This is a genomic window from Actinoplanes sp. NPDC051537, assembly GCF_055586105.1.
Genome location: NZ_JBVJIU010000003.1, coordinates 125,520 through 148,177 on the forward strand (window position 1 = coordinate 125,520; position 22,658 = coordinate 148,177).

The window sequence follows — 22,658 nt, forward strand, 5'->3', positions numbered from 1 at the left end:
TTCTGATCGCCGCGCGTGTCGCCCTTCTCGGCGCCTCCTCCCACTTCCTGGAGTTTCTCCGATGATCACCTTCAGCGGGCACGGCCTTGCCTACACGGCCGACAAGGTCAAATTCCGGAGCCGCATCGCGTACGCCGCGGCGCCCGTCACCGCCGACCAGCATGCGGAGAACATCCCCGGTGCGCCGGCCACCCTGGACTGGGACGCCACCCTGCGCTTCCGCCATCACCTCTGGTCCTACGGCTTCGGGGTGGCCGAGGCGATGGACACCGCCCAGCGCGGCGCCGGGCTCGACTATCCGGCCACCCGCGAGCTGATCCGGCGCAGCGCCGCCGAGGCCCGGGCGGCCGGGGGCGCGATCGTGGCCGGCGTGGGCACCGACCAGCTGCCCGCCGGACCGGCCACGATCGACGACATCCGGAAGGCGTACGCGGAACAGCTCGCCGACGTGCAGGAAGCCGGCGCCCAACCGGTCCTCATGTGTTCGCGGCATCTCGCGGCGGCCGCCACCGGGCCCGACGACTACCGCCGCGTCTACGGCGAGCTGCTGTCCGAGGCCGACGGCAAGGTCCTGCTGCACTGGCTGGGGGAGGCCTTCGATCCCGCGCTGGCCGGGTACTGGGGCGGCGACGACGTCGTTCTCGAGATCATCGGGGAGCACGCGGACAAGGTCGACGGCATCAAGATGTCCCTCTTGGACGCCGACCGCGAGATCTCGATGCGGCGGCGCCTCCCCGCCGGGGTCCGCATGTACACCGGCGACGACTTCAACTATCCGTCCCTGATTCGCGGTGACTCCGTCGGGCACTCGGAGGCGCTGCTCGGCGTCCTGGCCGTGATCGCCCCGCCCGCCGCCGCCGCGTTCCGATCACTGGACGCAGGCGACATTTCGGCATATGACCAGATTATGGAGGCGACGCTGCCTCTGGCCCGGCATCTGTTTAAGACGCCGACATATCACTATAAAACCGGCATTGTCTTCTTGAACTGGCTCGCCGGTCATCAAGAGCACCTGACGATGGTCGCCGGCGCGCAGGCCGGCCGTTCCCCGAGCCACCTGCTCGAGCTCATGCGCGTGGCCGACCAGGCCGGAATTCTCCCCGACGCCGACCTGGCCACCGCCCGTGCCCGGGCCTGGCTCACCACGGTAGGACTCGACCGATGAGTTTCTCGCTCAACCAGGCCACCACCAAGCGCTGGCCCCTCGACGACCTGGTCGCCGGGTGCGCCGCCGCCGGCGTCTCCGCGGTCGGCCTGTGGCGGGAGGAGGTCGCCGAATACGGCCTCGACAAGGCCGCCGCCCTGGTCCGCGACGCCGGGGTGACGGTTTCTTCCCTGTGCCGCGGCGGCTTCTTCCACGAGGCGGACTGGTACGACAACAACCGCCGCGCGATCGAGGAGGCGGCGACGCTCGGCACCGACACGCTGGTCCTGGTCAGCGGCGGCCTCCCGGGCCGGTCCCGCGACCTCGACGCCGCCCGGCGCCACGTCGGCGACGCGATCGGCGCGCTGGTCCCCGATGCGCTCGCCGCCGGCGTACGCCTCGCGATCGAGCCCCTGCATCCGATGTTCTGCTCGGACCGCTGCGTGGTCGCCACCCTCGGCCAGGCCCTCGCCCTGGCCGCGCCCTACCCCGCCGCCGCGGTCGGCGTCTGCGTCGACACCTACCACCTGTGGTGGGACGACCAGGTCTGGGACCACATCCGCGAGGCCGGCCGCCAGGGCCGGATCGCCGCCTTCCAGCTGGCCGACTGGATCACCCCGCTCCCCGAGGGCGTCCTGCTCGGCCGCGGCCTCCCCGGCACCGGCTGCATCGACATGCGCCGCTTCGCCACCGCCGTCCGCGAGGCCGGCTATCACGGCTGGACCGAGGTCGAGGTCTTCCACGAGGACGTCTGGTCCCGCCCCGGCGCCGAGGTCCTGGCCGAGGCCTACGCCGGCTACCGGGCGGCCACCACGTGAGCGCCACCCTGCGCGTCGGGGGCGCGGCCGTGGCCACCTACGAGCTCCCCGACCTGGACATCCGGCTGGCCCCGCGCCCGTACCTGCACCCCGTCCGCACACTCTCCGGAGTGGTGGTCACCGACGCGCTGTGTGCGGACCACCCCTGGCACATGGGCGCCTCGGTGACCATCGCCGACGTCGGCGAGTACAACTTCTGGGGCGGCCGCACCTACGTCCGCGACGGCGGCTACGTCTGGCTCGACGACCACGGCCGCATCGTCCCGGTCTCCTTCACCCCGGTCCCCGACGGTTTCGCCGCCACCCTGGAATGGCAGTCGGCCGCCGGCGAGGCGATCCTGCGCGAGCAACGCACGGTGACCGCCACTCCCGCGCCGCGCGGTTGGGAGCTGATTTTCCGGTACGCCCTGAGCACCCCCACCGACGCCGAGGTGACCCTGGGCAGCCCCGCCACCCACGGCCGCCCCGGCCAGGCCGGCTACGGCGGCTTCTTCTGGCGGTGCGCGCCCGGCCCCGCGGTGGCTTTCTCCTCGGCTTCGGACAGCCCGCACGGCAACGCCGACCCGTGGCTGGCCGTCGTCGTCGCCGACCGCTACACGCTGGTCTTCCGCGGCCTGGCCGACGCCGACCGCTGGTTCGTCCGCACGTCGGAGTACGTCGGCGTCTGCGCCGCCCTGGCCTTCACCGACCCGCTGCCGATAAAGCCCGACGCCCCGTTGGCCCGAACCATGAGAGTGCTGATCGCGGACGGCGCCCTGACCCGCCCCGAGATCGAGGAAGCCCTCGGCTAGTCAGACCGCGGATCTCCCCGCCGCCTGCTCGAGCACCGCCAGCAGCAACACCGCGACCAGCACCGCCGCCAGCCCGAACAGCGCCGCCTGCCCGCCCAGCGACGCCGACGACCGGGCGTTCCGGCTGCCGGCCACCACCCACACGCCGGCCACCACCAGGCATCCCGGCAGGAAGATGCCGCCCCACACCAGGCTGCCGGTCACCGCCGTCCGCAGCCCGTCGTCCACCCCGCCGCCGGCCGCCGCGAACGCCACGATCCCGGCCGCCAGCCCGGCCACGATCCAGGCGGCGGCGATGGCGAAGGCGCGCATCCGGCTCACCACGGCGGGCAGACTACTCCCTCAATCCACGACCGTCGATCACCGTGAGGAAGCGCGCCGCGAGGAAGCGCGCCGCGGGGAAGCGCGCCGCGAGGAAGCGCGCCGCGAGTAAGCGCGCCGCGAGGAAGCTCGCAACGACAAAGCCTGCCGCGGGCGAAACGCCGGCGCGCCCAGCCCGACCGGGATCAGCACAGGAAGAAGAACCCGAACGTCGGCGCCGGCAGCCCGGCCAGTCGCCGGTTCCCGGGGATCGGCGCACCCGGCGCCGAGAAGATCTGCTGACCGCAGAGGCGTCAGGTCACCGGCAGCCGCTGGGTGAACGGCCGCACCGCCCACGGCACGCCCATCTCGGACGGCAGCGCCATCGTCTCGACCACCTTGCGCAGCAGGTCGTTGATGCCCGGGATGGTTCGCGTCGCGCCCGAAGTGACCACCGCCGCGTCGTCGAGCAGATGCGGCGCCGGCACGTCGGGCACGGTCAGCGCCTCGAGCACGGCCGTGAAGTCGGCCGTCATCCCCAGCGGCACGAGCAGCGGCGCGCCCCCGGTGCGGTGCTCGACCAGGTTCGTCAGCAGGTCGGCCCGGCCCTCGACCGCGCGCATCTCGTCGTCGCCCGGCAGCAGCACCCGGTCGGTCGGATACTCCAGCACGGCCCGGCCGCCGGTCCCGCGCGCCGCGATCTCGCCCGGGATGAAGTCCTCGCCGGCCAGCGTCACCGCGATGACCACGTGCAGCCCACTGTCGAACGTGATCCGCGCGAACGCGGTGTCCTCGACCTCGATCGGCCGCACCCGGTAGCGCTCCGCGACCAGTTGCCGCGGCCGCCCGGCGCCGACCGCCCGCGCGCCGGCCAGAGCCTGCATGACCGCGTGGGCGAGCGGGTTGACCAGCGCGCCGTCGACCACGGGCCGGCCGGCCACGTTGCGCCGCCCGGCCCACGACGACCGGGCGTAATAGGCGTCGTCCCGCTGCCAGGACGCGGTCGCCGTGATGCCGGCGAGGTCGCCGAGCGCCGGCAGCGCCTCCCGGAAGAGCCGCCACGCCGCCGACCCGAGCGCCTGGAATCCGACCTGACAGGCACGCCCGGCCACGTCGAGGGAGGCGGCCAGCGTGTGATGCGCCGCGAGAGACGCCACCGGAGGCTTCTCGAGCAGCAGGTCACACCCGGCGGCGATGGCATCGAGCGCGATCGGCAGGTGCGTGTGCGGCGGCGTGCAGATCACCACCACGTCGGGCGCGGTCTGCGCGAGCAACGCACGGTGATCGGTGAAGACCGGCACCCCCTCCGGTACGGCCGGGTCCGTCTCGAGCGGCCGGACATCGGCGAGCCCGACCAGCCGTACGCCCCCGGCCGCCTCGACCTCGGCGATCCGCCGCCGATGCCACCGCCCGTGCCCGTTGGCCCCGATGAGCCCGACCGTCGTGGTCATGCCCCGGCCTCCAGGGTCGCCGCGACCCCGTGCTTCTCGAAATCGGTCAGCCAGTCGATCAGCAGCCGCCGCACCGTCTCGTCCCCGGCGAGCTCCGGCGCGAAGACCGTGTCGAGCCCGAGCAGCGTGTCCACCACGCCCGCCGGGGTGGCCGGCGCCGCCTTGAGCCGGGCCCGGATCGTCGCGGCCAGCGGGTCGTCGAGGGGGAGCGGGCTCCCGTCGTCGGCCGCGCCCCCGACGAACCGCATCCACGCCGCCACCACCAGCACACCCCAGCGCGGTGTGCCCCCGGCCGCCCGCCGGTCCAGGATCGTGTGCAGCACCCGCGGCGACAGCTTCTGCGAGCCGTCCATCGCGACCTGCACGGTCCGGTACTCGATGGCCGGGTTGGCGAACCGGCGCAGCACCTCCTCGCCGTACTCGATCGTGTCGACCCCGTCCGGCGGCTCGAAGCTCGGCGCGATGTCCTCGGCGATGAACCGCCGCATGGTGGCGGCCATCCCGGGCAGCGTGAGCGCCTCGGCGATCGTCGCGTGCCCGGCCAGCGCCCCGAGATAGGCGATGGCCGAGTGCACCCCGTTGAGCGTCCGCAGCTTGAGCCGCTCCCACGGCCGCGGGTCGCCGGTGAGCACGGCCCCGGCCTTCTCCCAGGCCGGTCGGCCGGCGGGGAAGTCGTCCTCGATGATCCACGCCGAGTAGGGCTCGCCCTGCACCGCGGCCTCGTCCCGGACGCCGAGCTCGCCGCACGCCACGGCCAGCGTCTCGGCCGTGCTGGCCGGGACGATCCGGTCGACCATCGTGCCCGGGCAGGTCACGTTCTCCCGCACCCAGTCGGAGAGCGCCGTGGCCGTCGCCAGGTAGTCGATCAGGCCTTGCATCCGGTGCCCGTTGGACGGCAGGTTGTCGCAGCTGACCAGCGCGATCGGCCCGCCGTCGGCCCGGCGGCGGGCCGCCAGCCCGCGGATCAGCAGCCCGGGCACGGTACGCGGCGGCCGGTCGGTCTCCAGGTCGCCGCGCAGCTCGTCGTCGAGCAGCAGCCGCCCGGTCGCCGGGTCGAGGCGGTAGCCCTTCTCGGTCACGGTCAGCGTGACCATCTTGATCGCCGGGTCGGCGAGCAGCGCGACGACCGCGTCCGGGTCGCTCGCCGCGTGCCGTAACCCGGCCACCGCCCCGATCACCCGGGTCGACCGTCCCCCGGGGGCGAGGGTGGTGACGCTGTACAGGCCGTCCTGGGCGCGCAGCGCGTCGAGAACGGCGACCGAGCGGGGCGCGACCTCGACGATGCCCCAGTCACCGCCACCGGCCGCCATCGCCTCCTCGGTGAAGACGGCCTGGTGGGCGCGGTGGAAGGCGCTGATCCCGAGGTGGACGATGCCCGGGCCGGCCGCGCCGGGGGTGATCCGCGGCCGGGACGCGGCCGGGACCCGGCCGAGGGTGCTGACGCCGAGACGGTCGCTCATCGCCACGCCTGCCCTTCGGGGAAGCGGAACTCGGTGACCGACTCGGGCTTGAGGTCGGAGCTGTAGCCGGGCCGGTCGGGCACCAGGTAGCGGCCGTCGCGCGTACGCACCGGATCCTGGAAATGCTCGTGGAGATGGTCGACGTACTCGATCATCCGTCCGTCGAGCGACGTGCCCACCCGCAGATAGTCGAAGATCGCCAGGTGCTGCACCAGCTCGCAGAGGCCGACGCCGCCGGCGTGCGGGCAGACCGGCACCCCGAACTTCGCCGCCAGCAGCAGCTCGGCCAGCACCTCGGGCACGCCCGCGACCCGGCAGGCGTCGATCTGCATCACCCGGATCGCGTCCGCCTGCAGCAGCTGCTTGAAGATCACCCGGTTCGCGGCGACCTCGCCGGTGGCCACCCGGATCGGCGCGACCGCCTGCTGGACGCGGGCGTGCCCGAGCACGTCGTCCGGATGCGTGGGCTCCTCGATCCAGTACGGGCCGGTCTCGGCCAGCCGGGCCATGTTCGCGATCGCCTCGTCGACGCCCCACACCTGGTTGGCGTCCATCATCAGCAGCGCGTCCGGCCCGACCTCCTCCCGGATGATCCGCGCCCGCCGGACGTCGTCCTCGATCGGGCCGCCCACCTTCATCTTCATCGCCCGCCACCCCTGCGCGTACGCGTCCCGGGTCAGCGCGCGCACCTTGTCGTCGGGATAACCGAGCCAACCCACACTCGTCGTGTACGACGGGAAGCCCTCCCGCCGCAGCTGGGCGAGCCGGTCCTCGAGCCCCACGCGGCCCTTGTCGAGGATGGCGGCCGCGTCCGCGGGGGTGAGCGCGTCGTCGATGTGCCGGAAGTCGACGCACGCCACCAGCTCGGCGGTGGGCATCTCGGCCAGCAGCCGCCACAACGGCTTGCCCTCGACCTTGGCCCGCAGATCCCACACGGCGTTGACGATCGCCCCGGTGGCCATGTGCAGCGCGCCCTTCTCCGGACCGAGCCACCGCAGTTGTACGTCGGCCGTCAGCGACCGGAGGAAGACCAGCGGCTCGGCGAACAGGTCGCCGAGCGTGCGTCCCTCGACGTGGTGGGCGAGCGCGCGCACCGCGGCGCAGGTGATCTCGTTGCCGCGCCCGTTGGTGAAGGTGAAGCCGGTGCCGGTGACGCCGGCGTCGGTGGCCAGCTCGACGTAGGTGGCCGAGTAGTCGCCGCGGTTGATCGCGTCCGACCCGTCGCCGGCCGCGGCGGTCGGGAAGCGGACGTCGTGGACGGTGAGCCCGGTGATGGTGGTCATGCCTTTCCCCCCGCGTTCGTGTCCAGGCGGAAGATCCGCTTCGGCAGGTGGTAGGCGAGGTCGGCCATCGTCTCGGCCGCCTCGTCCAGCGGAAGCCGGTCCTGCACCACGAGCGAGGCCAGGTACGCGGCGTCGGAGCGGCGGGAGATGTCGTGCCGCACCGGGATCGAGCAGAAGGCGCGGGTGTCGTCGACGAACCCGGCCGTGTTGTAGAAGCCGGCCGCGTCGGTCACGGCCTCGCGGAAGCGGCGCATCGCGTCCGGCGTGTCCAGGAACCACCAGGGCGCGCCCAGGAAGAGGGCCGGGTAGCCGCCGGCCAGCGGGGCCAGCTCGCGGCTGAACGTGTGCTCGTCGAGGGTGTAGACCACCAAGGTCAACCGCGGATTCATCCCGTACGTGTCGAGCAGCGGCCGAAGCGCATGGACGTAGTCGGTGGCCTGCGGGATGTCACCGCCGACGTCCTTGCCGTGCGCGGCGTGGAGCGTGCGGTTGTGGTCACGCACCGCGCCCGGGTGCAGCTGCATCACCAGGCCGTCGTCGAGCGACATGCGGGCGAACTCGAGCAGCATGTGCGCCCGGAACGTCTCGGCGTCCACCGCCGACGCCTCGCCGCGCAGCCCCCGCTCGTAGATCGCCGCGGCCTCGGCCCTCGACAGCACGACCGTGCGCGCCGTCGGGTGCCCGTGGTCGGAGCACGTCGTACCGGCCTCGATGAACGCCTCCCGCCGCCGCCGCAACGCGGTCAGATAGCCGTCGTAGGTGCCGGTGTCCTCCCCGGCGAGCTCGCCCATCCGCCCGACGCTCGCGAGCCAGTCCGCCCGGTCGAGGTCGACCACGTCGTCCGGCCGGAACGTCGAGATCACCCGCCCGCCGCGCCCGCCCCAGCCGTCCGCCGCCAGCTTGGCGTGCTGCCCGAGGTCGTCGGTCGGCGACTCGGTGGTGGCCAGCACCTCGATCCCGAACCGCTCGAAGAGAGCCCGCGGCCGGAAGCCGGGCTCGGCCAGCCGGGCGGCGATCGCGTCGTAGACCTCGTCGGCGGTCTCGCGGCTCAGCCGGGTCTCGATCGCGAAGACGGTCTCGAGGGTGCGCTCCATCCAGAGCCGGGACGGGGTGCCGCGGAAGAGGTGCCAGTTCTCGGCGAGCAGCCGCCAGATGACCCGCCCGTCGGTCTCGACGGGGCCGCCGTCGTGCCGCGGGACGCCCAGCCGGTCGGGCGGGATGCCCTGGCTGAGCAGCATGCGGGTGACGTAGTGGTCGGGCACGATCAGCAGCCGCGCCGGATCGGGAAACGGCTCGTCCTCCGCGAGCAGGCGCGGGTCGACGTGGCCGTGCGGGCAGAGCAGCGGCAGGTCGCGGGCGATGGCGTAGAGCTCGCGGGCGACCTGCGCGTGGCGCGGGTCGATGGCGAACGTCGGGTCGGACACGGTCACCTCTTCGGTTCCTCGAGCAGGTCGGACACGCGGACCCGCTCGCTCGTCTGCAGGGAGCGGTTGGCGGCGAGCCCGGTGAGCAGCGCCAGGGCGCCGTCGCGGGCGGTCGCCGAGCGGTGCATCGGGTCGGTCTGCGCCCCGAACAGCACGGCGGTCATCCGGCTGTCGGCGCCGCCGTGCCCCTCGCGGCGGTGCGGCTGGAGCTCGACCTTGTAGGGCGGCGCCCAGTACGGCCGGATCGTCAGCGTGACCCCGCCGAGCTCGGGCGCCTCGCTCACGCCGTGGACGGCCGCGCCCTTGAGCTCGCCGGCCGCCTGGAGACTGACGTGGTCGCTCTCGACGACCTCCAGCTCGAGCCGCCCCTTGCTGCCGTTGACCATGAGCCGGTAGCCCTCCCACGGCGCGTATGCGGTGAGGTGGTAGGTCATGGTCGCCCCGGTGTCGTACTTGACCACCACCGCCAGGTCGTCCTCGATCGTCACGCCGGGGGCGAACACGTTCTGGTCGCGGTGGTAGCCGTCCTCGTCCTCGGCGTCGAGGTACAGCTCGCGCAGCCGGGGGTTGGCCGCCAGGTCGAGGGCGAACGGGTCGCCCTGCGCCGCCGGGCTGGCGTGGGCGCGGTCGTAGTCGCGGGCATACCCGTGGCGCGCGCCCGCCTCGCCGTAGAAGAACAGCCGCCCGGACGCGTACACCTCGGCCGGCGCCGCCCCGAGCCACCAGTTCACCAGGTCGAAGTGGTGGCCCGACTTGTGCACCAGCAGGCCGCCGGAGTTGGCCTTCTCCCGGTGCCAGCGGCGGAAGTAGTCGGCGCCGTGCCGCACGTCGAGCAGCCACTCGAAGTGCACCGAGCCGATCTCGCCGATCTCCCCGCCGGCCAGCAGCGTGCGGACCATCTCGTGGACGGGGTTGAACCGGTAGTTGAACGCGACCGACACCCGGTGGCCGGTGCGCTGCTGGGCGTCCAGGATGCGGCGGCAGCTCTCGGCGTCGACGGTCATCGGCTTCTCGGTGATCACGTCGCATCCGGCCTCGAGGGCGGTCACGATGTGCCCGGCGTGGGTGCGGTCGACGCTCGTCACGATCAGCTCGTCGACGCGCTCGCGGGCGAGCATGGCGGCGAGGTCGGCGGCCGGGTAGGTGGGCACCGGCTCGTGCCCGGCGGCCTTGAGCCAGCGGTTGTGCGCGTCCATCCGGGACTGGTTGACGTCCGCGAGCGCGACCAGCTCGGCGGTCTCGGCCTGGTCACCGGTGACGGCGCGGACGAACATCTCGGCCCGTGCCCCGGCGCCGATCAGCGCGTACCGGCGGCGGCGATCTCGTGGCATGTCTCCTCCAAGCCGGGTCACTGCAAAGGTTTGCAGCGAAATTAAGCGGATCGATGAGGCGGAGTCAATGACCTCGCGGATGATTGTCCGGTTTTGTCCGAAGGAAAGCGCGTACCTCATGCCCGTTCGCAATCTTTATGCAACACAACCACATTGACAGTCGTGCAACCGCTTGCATTAATTATGGGCACCAGTGACCGGCGCCACAGGGTCGACAGAGGAGGTCAGAGCGTGTCCGTCACCATCCGGGATGTCGCTCGGGCGTCCGGCGTGCACATCTCGACGGTGTCGCGCACGTTCTCGGCGCCGCACCTGGTCAACCCCAACACCCGCAGCCGGGTGCTGGCCTGCGCCGAGGAGCTGGGTTACCGGCCCAACCGCGCGGCCCGCGCCCTGATCACCGGCCGCACGTACAACATCGGCCTGATCGTCGCGGACATCGCGAACCCGTTCTTCCCCCCGCTCATCAAGGCCGCCGAGAGCCAGGCCCGCAAGCACGACCACCACATCTTCGTGGCCGACACGAACGAGGACCCGGCCGTCGAGGAAGAGGTGGTGCGGGCCCTGGCCAAGCAGGTCGACGGCGTCCTGCTGTGCAGCCCGCGCATGAACAACGCGCTGATCGAGCAGCTCAGCCGCGAGGTCGCCCTGGTCGTCGTCAACCGCCAGATCGCCGGCATCCCCGCCGTCGTGATGGACGTGGCCCAGGGCGCCCGGCTCGCCATCGAGCACTTCACCGCCCTCGGGCACCGCAACATCGCCCTGCTCAGCGGCCCGCGCGGCTCCTGGACGAGCCGGGAGATCCGGCGCTCCGCGACCGCCACGGCCCGGGCCGGCCACGCCGGGCTCAGCGTCATCGGGCCCAACCCGCCGACCGAGGTCGGTGGTCTCACCGTCGCCGAGGACGTGTTGCAGGCCGGCGCGACGGCCGTGCTCGCCTACAACGACCTGATGGCGATCGGCCTCATCGAGGGGCTGCTGTCCGCCGGGGCACGGGTGCCCGAGGACGTCAGCGTCGTCGGAATAGACGACATCATGCTCAGCCGACTCACCCGTCCCAAGCTGACCACGGTAGCGACACCCACCGCCGCCGCGGGTCGGGCGGCCGTCGACATGCTGCTCGCGCATGGCGACGACCGTCGTTCCACCGCACATCTACATCTGCAGACCGAATTGGTCATTCGCGACTCGACGGGGCCGGGCCCGGGTCCGCACAGCCCTGCGGACCCGGGCTACGTGAACGTCCCCGGAGGTGTCGCCTCCTAAAAAGGAGCCAACCGTCATGGAATCCCTCTCGAGGAGCGCCACGCCCGATCAACCTACCCCGGCGCTCCACCGGACGCGCCGTCGCTTGCTCGCCGCCGCTCTCGCCATGCCCCTGGTACTCGGGGCCGCGGCGTGCGGCGGGGACGGCGACTCGGGCGGCGGTTCGGGCGACAAGGTCGAGCTCTCCGTCTTCTGGTGGGGTGCGGACGCCCGGGCCGAGCTGACCGAAAAGGCGCTCGCGCTTTACACCCAGAAGCACCCGAACGTCACGTTCAAGAAGACCTGGCAGGCCAACCAGGGCTACTACGACAAGCTCGCCACGCTCACCGCCGGCGGCAACGCGCCGGACATCTTCCAGATCGACGACAACGCGATCTCGGACTACGCGCAGAAGGGCGTGACGCTCGACCTCACCTCGTACGCATCGAACGGCAAGCTCGACGTCAGCAAGTTCTCCAAGGGCCTCAAGGAGTACGGCGAGGTCGACGGCAAGCTGGTCGGCGTCGCCATGGGCGAGAACACCCAGGGCCTGGTGTACGACAAGACGCTGCTCGACCAGCACAAGCTGCCCGCGCCCACGACGGGTATGAGCTGGGCCGACTTCATCAAGTGGGCGGCCAACGTCTCCAAGGTCGCCAAGATTCCGGGCACCCAGGACCCCAGCGCCGTCTACCAGGCACTCTGGGTCTACCTGCGGCAGAACGGCAAGGACCTGTACAAGGGCAACCAGATCGCGTTCGACGAGTCCGACATCACCAAGTGGTTCCAGATGTGGAAGGACGCGGGCACGCAGGGCGCCACCCCGACGCCGGACGTCATCCACGAGGGCAACGACTCCAGCGTCAGCAAGCAGCTGGTCGTCACCGGCAAGGCCGACACGTCGTGGGTCTGGACCAACCAGATGCCGGAGCTGAAGAAGAACACCAAGAGCGACCTCGGCCTCATGGCGTACCCGGGTGACCCGAGTGCTCAGTGGGCCCGTGCCTCGCTCTACTTCTCGGTCTTCCGGGGCAGCCCCAAGAAGGACGCCGCGGTGGACGTGGTGAACTTCCTGGCCAACGACCCGGAGGCGGGCGCGATCCTCGGCACCGACCGCGGCCTGCCGCCCAACCTCGACGTCCGCAAGCAGGTCGAGTCCACGGTCACCGACCCGAACATGAAGCAGACCATCGAGGTGCAGACCGAGCTCGCCACGAAGTTCGGACCGACCTCGCCGACCGTCCCGCCGAAGGGACACAGCAAGGTCAAGACCGAGCTGATCCGGATCGCCGAGGGGGTCACCTACGGACGGGCGACGCCCGAGCAGGGAGCCAAGGACTTCGTCACCGCCGCCAAGGCGGCCATCGGGCAGAGCTAGGACCGACTCCGTGACCATGGCTCAGATGCCGGTCCGCCCGACCGAGCCCGCGCCCCCGGTTCCCGCCGCTCAGCGGCGGGGCCGGGTGGCCCGCCGGCGCCGTCGCGAGGACCTGGCCGGATACCTCTTCCTCTCACCCTGGCTGCTCGGGCTGCTGGGCATCACCGCGATCCCGATGCTGATCTCGCTGTACCTCAGCTTCACCGACTACAGCCCGCTGATCCCGGTGACCGAGTCACAGTGGATCGGCCTCGACAACTACCGGCGGATGTTCACCGCCGACCCGTCGTACTGGCACGCCGTACGGGTCACGATCACCTTCGCGGTGGTCGCCGTGCCGCTCAAGCTCGCCGCCGCGCTCGGCGTGGCGATGCTGCTCAACAAGGCCATGCGCGGCATCGCGATGTTCCGCGGCCTGTTCTACCTGCCGTCACTGCTGGGCGGCAGCGTGGCCCTGGCCATCGTGTGGCGCGGCATGTTCTCCGGGGACGGCGCCTTCAACGCGTTCCTGTCGTTCTTCGGCATCGACGGCAAGGCCTGGGTCAACGACCCGACCTGGGCGCTGCCCACCCTGATGCTGCTGGCGATCTGGCAGTTCGGCGCGCCCATGGTGATCTTCCTGGCCGGGCTCAAGCAGGTGCCCGTCGAGCTCTACGAGGCGTCCTCGGTGGACGGCGCCGGGGCGTGGCGCAAGTTCGTCCACATCACGCTGCCGATGCTGTCCCCGGTCATCTTCTTCAACCTCGTGCTGGAGACGATCCACGGCTTCCAGGGCTTCACGTCGGCGTTCGTGCTCAGCAACGGCACCGGCGGCCCGGTCGACTCCACTCTCATGTACACGCTGCACCTCTACAAGGCGGGCTTCGTCGATCTGAACATGGGCTACGCCGCCGCGATGGCGTGGGTCTTCCTGCTGGTGGTCGGCGCGATCACCGTGGTGCTGTTCAACACCGGCCGGTTCTGGGTGCACTACTCCGACTCCGAGGAGCGGTGATGCGCTCGAAACTGCTGCGCCTGCTGGTGCTCATCGTCATCCTGGCGATCGTGCTGTACCCGCTGTTCTGGATGCTCGGCACGTCGTTCAAGTCCCCGCAGGAGATCGCCAGCAACATCGGCCTGATCCCGCAGGACTTCACGCCCCACAACTTCGTCGAGGGCTGGAACAAGTTCGACGTGCCGTTCGGCCGCTTCTTCCTGAACAGCGCCATGGTGGCCACGCTGACCGTGGTCGGCAACACGGTCTCCTGCCTGCTGGCGGCGTACGCGCTGGGCCGGCTCCGCTTCCGCCTGCGCGGCTTCTGGTTCGCCATCATGATCGGCACCCTGCTGCTGCCCGGCCACGTCCTGATCATCCCGCAGTACATCCTCTTCCGGACGCTGGGCCTGGTCGGCGGCGACTTCCCCTACCTGCCGCTGCTGGTGCCACACTTCCTGGCGACCGAGGCGTTCTTCGTGTTCCTGATGGTCCAGTTCATGCGCGGCATCCCGCGCGAGCTGGACGAGGCCGCCGTGATCGACGGCGCCTCGGCGTTCAGCGTCTTCCGCCACGTGGTGCTGCCCCTGAGCCGTCCCGCCCTGGTAACCACCGCGATCTTCTCGTTCATCTGGACCTGGAACGACTTCTTCCGGCAGCTGGTATACCTTTCCCAGCTCAAGGACTACACCGCCCCCGTGGCGCTGACCCTGTTCATCGACTCGACCAGTGAGAGCTCGGTCGGCCCGATGTTCGCCATGTCGCTTCTCTCGCTGGTTCCGGTGTTCCTGTTCTTCGTGGCCTTCCAGCGGCTGCTCGTCGAGGGCATCAACACCAGCGGCCTGAAGGGATAAGACCATGCCCCACGACTGGCGCGACTCCCTGCGGCTCGCCGCCGACCTGGCCCTGCTCGGCATAGTCGTAACGCTGCTGTCGCTCCCGCTGCTGACCGCGGGAGCGGCGGTGGCGACCGGCAGCCACGCCATCCGCCACATCATCACCCACGGCCGCTGGCCATCGTTGGCCGACTGCTGGACCGTGTTCCGCGAGCGTCTGGTTCCCGGCCTGATAGCCGGCCCCGCCGTGCTCATCGGCACCGCACTCGTCCTGATCGACATCGCAGGCCTGCGCCACGGCGCCGTCCCCGGCGGCGGCCCGGTCCTGACCATCGTGCTGGCCATCGGCGCCCTGGCCGCCGGCTACGTGGCGCTGGTGGCGGTCGAGGCCGGAACGCTCCGGCCGGAAGCGGGCCTGCTACGGCCGGAAGAGGGCCGGCCGGGCGCCGCCCGGTCGGCGCTCGCCCTCGCGTGGGCGCGGCCGATCGTCCCACTGGTCGCCGCGGGCGTGCTCGCGGTGGTGGCCGTGCTGGCCGTCCTGGTCCACCCCGCCCTGGTGCCGGTCCTCGCCGGCTACGCCCTCTTCGCACTGCACGTGGTGACACCGAAGGTGGCGGGCCGCAGCCTCATCCCGGCGGCGTAGCCGACCACCGCTCGCCGCCCGCCGCGGTTCAGGCGCGGGTCACCCGCGCCGCGGTTCAGACGCCGGCCGCGCGGGTCGCCCGCGCCGTGGTTCAGACGCCGGCCGCGCGGGTCGCCCGCGCCGTGGTTCAGACGCCGGCCGCGCGGGTCGCCCGCGCCGTGGTTCAGACGCTGGTCGCGCGGGTCGCCCGCGCCGTGGTTCAGACGCTGGTCGCGCGGGTCGCCCGCGCCGTGGTTCAGACGCTGGTCGCGCGGGTCGCCCGCGCCGCGGTTCAGACGCCTGCCGCGTGGGTCGGCGGGCCGTGGTTCAGACGCCGGCCGCGCGGGTCGGCCGCGCCGCGGTTCAGACGCCGGCCGCCCGGGCCGCGGCCAGCAGGTTTTCCGCGGCGTGCCGCAGTCCCTCGATCTGGTCGAGCTCGGTGTCCTCGTGCTCGATGTTCACCGCCATGTCGGGGTCGACCGCATGCAGCGCCCGCAGGAACGGCGTCCAGAACTCCTCGTTGTCGTGACCGCGGCCGACGGCCACGAACTGCCACGACGGCCGGGACGGCCATTGGTTGAGCGTGTTGCGGCCGCCGAGGTTGAGCGGGTTCTGGTCGGCGGGCGTTCGCGTGAACCGGTCGTCCAGCACCCCGAACAGCCGCACGTTCGCCTCGTTGATCCGGGTGTCCTTGGCCGCGGCGTGGAAGACCAGGTCGCCGAGGTATTCGACGGCGGCCACCGGGTCGATGCCCTGCCAGAACAGGTGGCTCGGGTCCATCTCGGCGCCCACGTGGGTGGCGTTGATCTGCTCGACCAGCCGCTGCAGGGTCGGCGGGTTGAAGACCAGGTTGTGCGGGTGCATCTCGATGCAGACCTTCACGTCGGCATCGGCGGCGCGGGCCTGGATGTCCCGCCAGAACGGCACGGCGATCTCGTTCCACTGGTACTCGAGGACGTCGAGCCACTGGCTGTCCCACGGGTTGACCACCCAGTTGGCCGCCGAGGAGCCGGGGTGGGCGCCGGGCAGGCCGGACATGGTGACCACCCGCTTCACGCCGAGCCGCGCGGCGACGTCGATCGTGCGGCGCAGGTCGGCGGCGTGGCGCGGCCCGACCAGCGGGTCGGGGTTGAGCGGGTTGCCGTTGACGTTCAGCCCGGTGAGCGTGATGCCGGCCTGGGCGAACCGGCCCAGGTAGTCCTCCCGGGCGGCGTCGCTGGCCAGGATGTCGTCGATCGGGATGTGCGGCGAGCCGATGAAGCCGCCGGTGTTGATCTCGGCGCTGGTCAGGCCCAGCTCACCGAGGATCTTGAGCGTCTCGTCGAGGGAACGGTCGTGGAGGCACGCGGTGTAGGCGCCGAGTTTCATCGGGGATCTCCTCAGAGCTGGACGGGCTTGTCGGTGGCCGAGACGACCGCGTCGAGGACGCGCAGGTTGTGCAGGCCGTGGGCCATGTCGGGGCACGGCGGGAGGGTGGTGGCGCCGGCGATCTGGTCGAGGAACGCGCGCGCCTGGTAGACGAAGAAGTCGTTCTGCCCGTGGCCGACGGTGGGGAAGTCCATGGGCAGGCCGCCCCCGACATAGGGGTGCCAGGGGCCGATGAAGACCGTCCGCACGCCGTTGACCTCGGCCGCCGGCCCGGCGTCGGCGATCGTGAACTCGGCCGGCCGGGTCAGGTCGAACGAGGCCGTGCCGTTCTCGCAGAACAGGTCGATGCGCAGCGTGTTGGCATGCCCGAAGGCGACGCGGCACAGGGAGAACGTGCCGACGGCGCCCGACTCGTAGGCCGTGGTGAAGGTGCAGACGTCCTCGTTCTCCACCGGGACGCGCTCGTCGCTGACCTGGACGCCGCCCGCGTGACCGACCGCGACGCCGAGCGGGCGGGGCCGGTCCTTCACCAGGGTGGTCATGGTGGTGCCCTGCACGGCGGTGGTCGGGCCGCAGAAGAACTCGGCGAGGTCGACCACGTGGCTGCCGATGTCGGCGAGCACGCCGCTGCCGGCGCCGCCGAGGTAGCGCCAGCTCATCGGGCGCTGCGGGTCGAAGCCGTAGTCGCACCAATAGTTGCCGACGAAGTGACGCACCGGGCCGAGGGCGCCCTCGACCTGCTGCTTGATCGCGTTGATCGCGGGGGAGCGGCGGAAGGTGAACCCGACCGCGTCGATCAGGCCGGGCGCCCCGGCGGCCGCCTCCACCATGGCCTGGGCGTCGGCGATGCTGGGCGCCAGCGGCTTTTCGCAGAGGACGTGCTTGCCGGCGGCCAGGGCGGCCTCGGTGATCTCGCGGTGCAGGCCGTTGGCGACGGCCACGCTGACCGCGTCGACGTCGGGGGCGTCGATGACGGCGCGCCAGTCGGTCTCGGCCCGGGCGAAGCCGTAGCGCGCGGCGGTGTCGGCGGCGAACGGCTCGTGCAGGTCGGCGATGGCGACGAGCCGCGGAGCGGGCAGATCGAGACCGAAGACGGTGGCGGCGCTGCGATACGCGTTGGCATGGGCGCGGCCGACCATGCCGGCCCCGATCACCGCTACGCCGATGGACGGCGCGGTTGACGGCCGAACGGTTGACGGCTGAGCGGTTGACGGCTGAGCGGCTGACGGCTGAGAGGACATGGGGTGGACCTCCAGAACGGGCTTCCTTTTAAAGCGCTTTAAGTCCCTGTACTATCTGAGTCGATCTCGATGCGTGTCAAGTGCTTCACGGGGAGTGAGTTAGTGGATCAGCGACCGCGTCTCGCCGACGTCGCCGCTCGCGCCGGCGTCTCGACCGCATCGGTGTCCCTCGTTCTCCGCGGGGCGCCCGGTCCGAGCGCCGACACCCGGGAGCGGGTCCTGGCGGCCGCGGCCGAGCTGTCCTATCGCGCCGACCGCACGGCCAGCCTGCTCGCCCGCCGTCGCCGGCACCTGCTCGGCGTGCTGCTCGACGTGCGCAACCCGTTCCACGCCGAGCTGGTGGAGGAGCTGTATGGCGAGGCCGACAAGGCGGGCTACGAGGTGGTGCTCTCCACGCTCACGCGCGACCGCGGCGAGGACCGCGCGATCGAGACGCTGCTCGACTTCCGCTGCGAGGCGCTGATCCTGCTCGGTCCCGACGCCTCCGACGAGGTGCTGGACCGGCTCGCCGCCCAGGTGCCGTGCGTGGTGGTCGGCCGCACGGTCGCCCGGGCCGACGTCGACGTGGTCCGTCCGGCCGACGACGTGGGGGTCGACGCGGCGCTGCATCACCTGATCTCTCTCGGACATTCCCGCATCACCTTTGTGGACGGCGGTCGCGGCGCGGTGGCCGCGATCCGCCGCCGCGGCTATCGCCGGGCGATGCGACGGGCGGGCTTGGTCGCGGAGGTCGTACCCGGCGATCACACCGAAGAAGGAGGCGTACGCGCGGGGCGCCGCATAGCCGCCGAGCACGTACTACCCACGGCGGTCGTCGCCTCCAACGACCGTCTCGCGGTCGGCGTGATGGATGCCTTCGTCCGGGCCGGCGTCGACGTCCCCGGCCAGGTCTCGGTGGTCGGCTACGACGACAGCATCCTCGCCCGCCTCGCCCACATCGATCTGACCTCGGTCAACCAGAACGCACCCGCCCAGGCCCGCGAGGCCGTGCTGGCCGCCGTCTCCCGCCTCGACGACGGCCGTCGGCAGCGCCTCGAGATGGTCCAGGTCCCGCACCTGGTCGTCCGCGGCAGCACCGCCGCCCCGCCCGCCGGCTGAGCAACGCCCACCGCCCCGCCCGCCGGCTGAGCAACGCCCACCGCCCCGCCCGCCGGCTGAGCAACGCCCACCGCCCCGCCCGCGCCCCCGCCCGCCGCCTAGCAACGCCCACCGCCCACCGCCCCACCCGCCGCCTGAGCAACGCCCACCGCCCCGCCTGCGGCCCCGCCCGCCGCCTGAGCAACGCCCACCGCCCCGCCCGCCGGCTGATCAACGCCCGCCGGCCGAACGACTCCCGGCCCACGCGGTCGCGGATGTGCCGAGGTGCGGAGCGCGGGTGCGGGCGGCGGTGTGGGGGCGGCGAGGCAGAGCGGTGCCGGAGCGCGGCGGGACGGCGCGGAAGGATCAGCAGTGCAGCAGGCCGGCCCGCTCCTTGGCCCGCAGCACGTGCCGGGTCGCGTCGGTCACGCGGGCGCGGAAGGCGGCGTCGTGGCTGGCCCGGTCGATCAGGGCGGCCGCCATCGGGGCCGCGTCGGTCGGGCGGATCGTGAGCACCAGGTCGCCGCCGGCCGCCACGAAGCGGACCGCCCGCTGGCCCACCGGCACCTGGTCCAGCGCCACCGCCGCGCCGAGGTCGTCGGACATCACCAGGCCGCGGAAGCCGAGCCGCTCGCGCAGCAGCCCGGTGACGATGGGCCTGGAGAACGCCGCGATCGCCGAGTTGTCGAGCTTCGGGTAGCGCGCCGACGAGATCATGACGCCGGCCGAGCCGGCCGCGATGCCCGCCTTGAACGGTCCCAGGTACGGATCATTCGCGGTCGCCGTGTTGTCGACGGCCTTGGTCGACAGGTCGGTGTTCTCCCGCACCCGCCCCAGCCCCGGGAAGTGCTTGAGCACGGTCAGCACGCCGGCGCCCTGGCTGGCCGGGACGACCGTGCGGATGTCGGCGGCCACTCGCGCCGGGTCGGAGCCGAACTGCCGGTGCCAGTACCCGATGGGCGGGTTGTCCTCGCCGATCGACGCCGGGACCGTGTCGGCGACCGGCGCCAGGTTCACCGTCACGCCGATCCCGGCGAGGCGGCGGGCGCTGTCCCGGGTCGTGGTGCTCAGTGTCGCCATCGGACCGGACCCCAGCTTCTCGGCCGAGGGCAGCAGCGGGAAGTCCGCGCCCTTGAGCGTCTGGACGTTGCCTCCCTCCTGGTCGAGCGAGACCAGCAACGGCAGCGGGGACTGCTTCTGCAACCCGGCGATGTCGCCGCGAAGCCGGCCGGCGCTGTGCGTGCTGCGCCCGTGCAGGAAGACGCCGCCCAGGTGGTAGCGACGCACCGTGTCGCCGAGCCCGCTCGGCGCGTTCACCGAGATGCCGATCATGAGTAGCTGCCCGGCCTGCTCGGCGAGCGAGAGCTTCCCGACCGTACGCGTCACGCAGTCGGCGGTGACCGACGGCGACGGTGACGGGCTCACCGACGACGGCGTCACCGAGGGCGACGGCAGCGACGGCGGCGATGGCGCGGCCGACAAAGGCGGCGACGGTGAAGCTGCCTCCGTGGACGGGGGCGTGGAGCCGCAACCCGCCAGGGCCAGCGCCGCGGCAAGGCCGATCATGACTCGGGTGCGCATCGGCGCCAACGCTAGCCGGTCTCCGCACCTCCGCGAAGGTCGACGATGCGCCGCATCTTGCCCATCGACCGCTCCACGCCGTCGGGCTCGATGACCTCCACCCGTACGCTCACGCCGATGTTGTTCTTGATCGCGGTGGCCAGATCGTTGCCCGCCTGGGCGACCACCTCGGGGTTCGTCCCGGCGCGACGCTCCACCTTGACCGTGAGCGCGTCGAGGCGGCCGTCGCGGGTGAGCACGCACTGGAAATGCGGCGCGAGCGCGGGCGTGCGCAGGATGAGCTCCTCGATCTGGGTCGGGAAGAGGTTCACGCCGCGCAGGATGATCATGTCGTCGGTGCGCCCGGTGATCTTCTCCATCCGGCGCATCGGGCGTGCCGTACCGGGCAGCAGCCGGGTGAGGTCACGCGTGCGGTAGCGGATCACCGGCATGGCCTGTTTGCTCAGCGAGGTGAAGACCAGCTCGCCGACCTCGCCGTCGGGCAGCACCTCGCCGGTGACCGGGTCAATGATCTCGGGGAAGAAGTGGTCTTCCCAGATGTGCGGGCCGTCCTTGGTCTCGATGCACTCGTTGGCCACGCCCGGGCCCATCACCTCGGACAGGCCGTAGATGTCGAGCGCGTGCATGTCGAGGCGTTCCTCGATCTCGCGGCGCAGATCTTGTGTCCACGGCTCGGCGCCGAAGATGCCGACCTGCAGCGAGGTGGCGCGCGGGTCGACGCCCTGGCGCTCCATCTCGTCGACGATGGCCAGCAGGTAGCTCGGCGTGACCATGATGATCTCGGGCTCGAAATCCTGGATGAGGCGGACCTGACGCTCGGTCATGCCGCCGGAGACCGGGATCACGGTGCAGCCCAGCTCCTCGGCGCCGTAATGCGCGCCGAGGCCGCCGGTGAACAGCCCGTAGCCGTACGCGACATGCACGCGATCGCCCGGCCGGCCACCGGAGGCGCGGATCGATCGGGCCATGAGCTTGGCCCAGGTGCGCAGGTCATCCCGCGTGTAGCCGACCACGGTCGGGCGGCCGGTCGTGCCGGAGGACGCGTGGATGCGGGAGATCTGCTCCCGGGGCACGGCGAACATGCCGTACGGGTAATTGGCCCGCAGGGTCGCCTTGTCGGTGAACGGGAACTTGGCCAGATCACCGAGCTCGCGCAGGTCACCCGGGTGCACCTGCCGCTCGTCGAACAGCTTGCGGTACTGCGGGACATTCTCGTACGCATGCCGCAGTGACCATCGCAGCCGGTCGAGCTGGAGCGCGCGCAGTTCGTCGACCGAGGCGCGCTCGATCGGGTCGAGATCTTCGGGTCGGGGGATGCGGTCCTGCACGGTGACCTCCTATATGCGCAGACCCTCGAAGGCGATCGTGGCGACGGTGTCGGCGATGGCGCCGGCGCCGCCGTGACGTGGCCTGTACCACTCGGTGAGCGAGTTGACCATGCCGAGCAGCAGGCGCGCGGCGGTCGCCGGATCGACATCGGGCCGGACGTCTCCCTCAGCCTGGGCCTGTTTGACCAGGTCGGTCACGACCGCGTCGAGCTCCCGGCGGCGGGCCATCGCGTGCTGCTCCACCTCGGTGTTGCCACGCACTCTCAGCAGCACCGTCACGTATTCGAAGCGATCGGCGAGCACGAGCACGCTACGCCGGATCAGCTGCTCGAGACGGTCGAGCGCGGGCAGGTCGAGATTACGCACTTCCTCGGCCACCTCGTAGAGCCCGTCGAGGGCGCGATCCATCGCCATTTGCAGCAACTGCTCCTTGCCGCTGATGTGGTGATAGATGCTCGATTTGGTGATGCCCAGCGACTCGGCGATGTCGAACATGCTGGTGTAGTCGTAGCCGCGCTCGTTGAACAGGCGCACGGCGGCGGCCAGCACCGCGTCCAGGTCATGGCCGGGGCGTCCGCGGCGGCGCGGGGCGGTCATGCCGGCGCTCCGGGACTGATCACGCGGCTGCGCCCGCGGAACTCGGCGACCACGTCGCCCTCGCAGGTCACGGTGACGTCGTAGATCCCGCTGCGACCCTGGGTCACCTTCTCTTTCGCGTACGCGATGAGCACGTCGCCGATGCCGGTCGGCCGCAGGAACGTGACGTCGGCGCCGGCCGCGACCGTGACCGGGCCATGGCTGTTGCATGCACACGCGAAGGCCGTGTCGGCGAGCATGAAGACGTAGCCGCCGTGGGTCATCGCGTGCCCGTTGACCATGTCGCCGGTGACCGTCATGCGCACCGTGGCCTGCCCGTCGCCGGCGTCGAGCAACTCGAGGCCGGCGGCCTTGGACGCGGTGTCGCGGTCGAACATGTCGTGCGCCGGGGTTCGTGCCACGTTGACCCC

21 protein-coding genes are annotated in these 22,658 nt (G+C 71.7%); 9 read left to right on the forward strand and 12 right to left on the reverse strand.

All coding sequences use genetic code 11. The annotated features are described in order from the left end of the window. The first annotated feature begins 61 nt into the window (after nucleotides 1-61). The 3 genes from ACZ6TB_RS07500 to ACZ6TB_RS07510 are packed head-to-tail and all read left to right on the forward strand — an operon-like array spanning nucleotide 62 to nucleotide 2,753. Nucleotides 62-1,165 carry a dihydrodipicolinate synthase family protein gene (locus tag ACZ6TB_RS07500; protein ID WP_465551690.1) on the forward strand — a complete coding sequence of 368 codons (1,104 nt, stop codon included), beginning with the start codon at nucleotides 62-64 and terminating at the stop codon, nucleotides 1,163-1,165. Further along, nucleotides 1,162-1,962, forward strand: a complete 801-nt coding sequence (locus ACZ6TB_RS07505) for a sugar phosphate isomerase/epimerase family protein (protein ID WP_465551692.1) — start codon at nucleotides 1,162-1,164, stop codon at nucleotides 1,960-1,962. The genes ACZ6TB_RS07500 and ACZ6TB_RS07505 overlap by 4 nt, the downstream gene beginning before the upstream one ends. Then, complete coding sequence (locus tag ACZ6TB_RS07510) at nucleotides 1,959-2,753, forward strand: DUF6807 domain-containing protein (RefSeq protein WP_465551694.1); 795 nt, start codon at nucleotides 1,959-1,961, stop codon at nucleotides 2,751-2,753. The genes ACZ6TB_RS07505 and ACZ6TB_RS07510 overlap by 4 nt, the downstream gene beginning before the upstream one ends. Here ACZ6TB_RS07510 and ACZ6TB_RS07515 read toward each other — a convergent pair whose 3' ends face one another. The 6 genes from ACZ6TB_RS07515 to ACZ6TB_RS07540 all read right to left on the reverse strand — a co-directional run bounded on the left by ACZ6TB_RS07515 (nucleotide 2,754) and on the right by ACZ6TB_RS07540 (nucleotide 10,002). After that, the gene (locus ACZ6TB_RS07515; protein ID WP_465551696.1) at nucleotides 2,754-3,065 is read right to left on the reverse strand and encodes a hypothetical protein; all 312 of its coding nucleotides are present in this window, start codon (nucleotides 3,063-3,065) and stop codon (nucleotides 2,754-2,756) included. A 302-nt stretch (nucleotides 3,066-3,367) separates the two neighbouring features. Continuing rightward, nucleotides 3,368-4,504, reverse strand: coding sequence for a Gfo/Idh/MocA family protein (locus ACZ6TB_RS07520; RefSeq protein WP_465551698.1), 1,137 nt, complete (start codon nucleotides 4,502-4,504; stop codon nucleotides 3,368-3,370). Then, nucleotides 4,501-5,964 (reverse strand): mannitol dehydrogenase family protein, encoded by a 1,464-nt coding sequence (locus ACZ6TB_RS07525; protein WP_465551700.1) that lies wholly within the window; start codon nucleotides 5,962-5,964, stop codon nucleotides 4,501-4,503. The genes ACZ6TB_RS07520 and ACZ6TB_RS07525 overlap by 4 nt, the downstream gene beginning before the upstream one ends. Then, the gene (locus ACZ6TB_RS07530) at nucleotides 5,961-7,247 is read right to left on the reverse strand and encodes an enolase C-terminal domain-like protein (RefSeq protein ID WP_465551702.1); all 1,287 of its coding nucleotides are present in this window, start codon (nucleotides 7,245-7,247) and stop codon (nucleotides 5,961-5,963) included. The genes ACZ6TB_RS07525 and ACZ6TB_RS07530 overlap by 4 nt, the downstream gene beginning before the upstream one ends. Further along, nucleotides 7,244-8,677, reverse strand: a complete 1,434-nt coding sequence (gene uxaC, locus ACZ6TB_RS07535) for a glucuronate isomerase (RefSeq protein ID WP_465551704.1) — start codon at nucleotides 8,675-8,677, stop codon at nucleotides 7,244-7,246. The genes ACZ6TB_RS07530 and uxaC overlap by 4 nt, the downstream gene beginning before the upstream one ends. Continuing rightward, nucleotides 8,674-10,002, reverse strand: coding sequence for a Gfo/Idh/MocA family protein (locus ACZ6TB_RS07540; RefSeq protein WP_465551706.1), 1,329 nt, complete (start codon nucleotides 10,000-10,002; stop codon nucleotides 8,674-8,676). Before ACZ6TB_RS07540 ends, uxaC begins: the two co-directional genes overlap by 4 nt. A 231-nt stretch (nucleotides 10,003-10,233) precedes the next feature. Between ACZ6TB_RS07540 and ACZ6TB_RS07545 the strand changes: the two genes are divergently transcribed. The 5 genes from ACZ6TB_RS07545 (at nucleotide 10,234) to ACZ6TB_RS07565 (ending at nucleotide 15,077) form a co-directional block, all read left to right on the forward strand. Next, complete coding sequence (locus tag ACZ6TB_RS07545) at nucleotides 10,234-11,268, forward strand: LacI family DNA-binding transcriptional regulator (RefSeq protein ID WP_465551708.1); 1,035 nt, start codon at nucleotides 10,234-10,236, stop codon at nucleotides 11,266-11,268. Nucleotides 11,269-11,374: 106 nt separating this feature from the next. After that, entirely contained in the window at nucleotides 11,375-12,625 is a 1,251-nt protein-coding gene (locus tag ACZ6TB_RS07550) for an ABC transporter substrate-binding protein (RefSeq protein ID WP_465551710.1), read from the forward strand. A gap of 16 nt (nucleotides 12,626-12,641) precedes the next feature. Continuing rightward, complete coding sequence (locus ACZ6TB_RS07555; protein WP_465552521.1) at nucleotides 12,642-13,619, forward strand: carbohydrate ABC transporter permease; 978 nt, start codon at nucleotides 12,642-12,644, stop codon at nucleotides 13,617-13,619. Beyond that, nucleotides 13,619-14,452, forward strand: a complete 834-nt coding sequence (locus ACZ6TB_RS07560) for a carbohydrate ABC transporter permease (protein ID WP_465551712.1) — start codon at nucleotides 13,619-13,621, stop codon at nucleotides 14,450-14,452. The genes ACZ6TB_RS07555 and ACZ6TB_RS07560 overlap by 1 nt, the downstream gene beginning before the upstream one ends. Before the next feature lie 4 nt (nucleotides 14,453-14,456). Beyond that, nucleotides 14,457-15,077: a hypothetical protein gene (locus ACZ6TB_RS07565; protein WP_465551713.1), complete on the forward strand. Its 621-nt coding sequence runs from the start codon at nucleotides 14,457-14,459 to the stop codon at nucleotides 15,075-15,077. Nucleotides 15,078-15,419: 342 nt separating this feature from the next. Here ACZ6TB_RS07565 and ACZ6TB_RS07570 read toward each other — a convergent pair whose 3' ends face one another. Together ACZ6TB_RS07570 and ACZ6TB_RS07575 are read right to left on the reverse strand one after the other, a co-directional pair. Further along, a complete protein-coding gene (locus ACZ6TB_RS07570; protein ID WP_465551715.1) occupies nucleotides 15,420-16,424 on the reverse strand; it encodes a sugar phosphate isomerase/epimerase family protein in 1,005 nt (334 codons plus the stop codon). Between the two features lie 11 nt (nucleotides 16,425-16,435). After that, a complete protein-coding gene (locus ACZ6TB_RS07575; protein WP_465551717.1) occupies nucleotides 16,436-17,578 on the reverse strand; it encodes a Gfo/Idh/MocA family protein in 1,143 nt (380 codons plus the stop codon). A gap of 189 nt (nucleotides 17,579-17,767) precedes the next feature. Between ACZ6TB_RS07575 and ACZ6TB_RS07580 the strand changes: the two genes are divergently transcribed. Further along, nucleotides 17,768-18,763 (forward strand): LacI family DNA-binding transcriptional regulator, encoded by a 996-nt coding sequence (locus ACZ6TB_RS07580; protein ID WP_465551719.1) that lies wholly within the window; start codon nucleotides 17,768-17,770, stop codon nucleotides 18,761-18,763. A gap of 345 nt (nucleotides 18,764-19,108) precedes the next feature. Here the strand turns inward: ACZ6TB_RS07580 and ACZ6TB_RS07585 are convergent, their stop codons facing one another. From ACZ6TB_RS07585 to paaI, 4 genes are read right to left on the reverse strand one after another with little or no spacing between them, the layout of a single operon-like run. Continuing rightward, a complete protein-coding gene (locus ACZ6TB_RS07585) occupies nucleotides 19,109-20,323 on the reverse strand; it encodes a glycoside hydrolase family 3 N-terminal domain-containing protein (protein ID WP_465551721.1) in 1,215 nt (404 codons plus the stop codon). A gap of 11 nt (nucleotides 20,324-20,334) precedes the next feature. Beyond that, nucleotides 20,335-21,651: a phenylacetate--CoA ligase PaaK gene (gene paaK / locus ACZ6TB_RS07590; protein ID WP_465551723.1), complete on the reverse strand. Its 1,317-nt coding sequence runs from the start codon at nucleotides 21,649-21,651 to the stop codon at nucleotides 20,335-20,337. Between the two features lie 9 nt (nucleotides 21,652-21,660). Then, complete coding sequence (locus tag ACZ6TB_RS07595; protein ID WP_465551725.1) at nucleotides 21,661-22,248, reverse strand: TetR family transcriptional regulator; 588 nt, start codon at nucleotides 22,246-22,248, stop codon at nucleotides 21,661-21,663. Further along, nucleotides 22,245-22,625 carry a hydroxyphenylacetyl-CoA thioesterase PaaI gene (paaI, locus tag ACZ6TB_RS07600; protein WP_465552523.1) on the reverse strand — a complete coding sequence of 127 codons (381 nt, stop codon included), beginning with the start codon at nucleotides 22,623-22,625 and terminating at the stop codon, nucleotides 22,245-22,247. The genes ACZ6TB_RS07595 and paaI overlap by 4 nt, the downstream gene beginning before the upstream one ends. Nucleotides 22,626-22,658 lie beyond the last annotated feature (33 nt).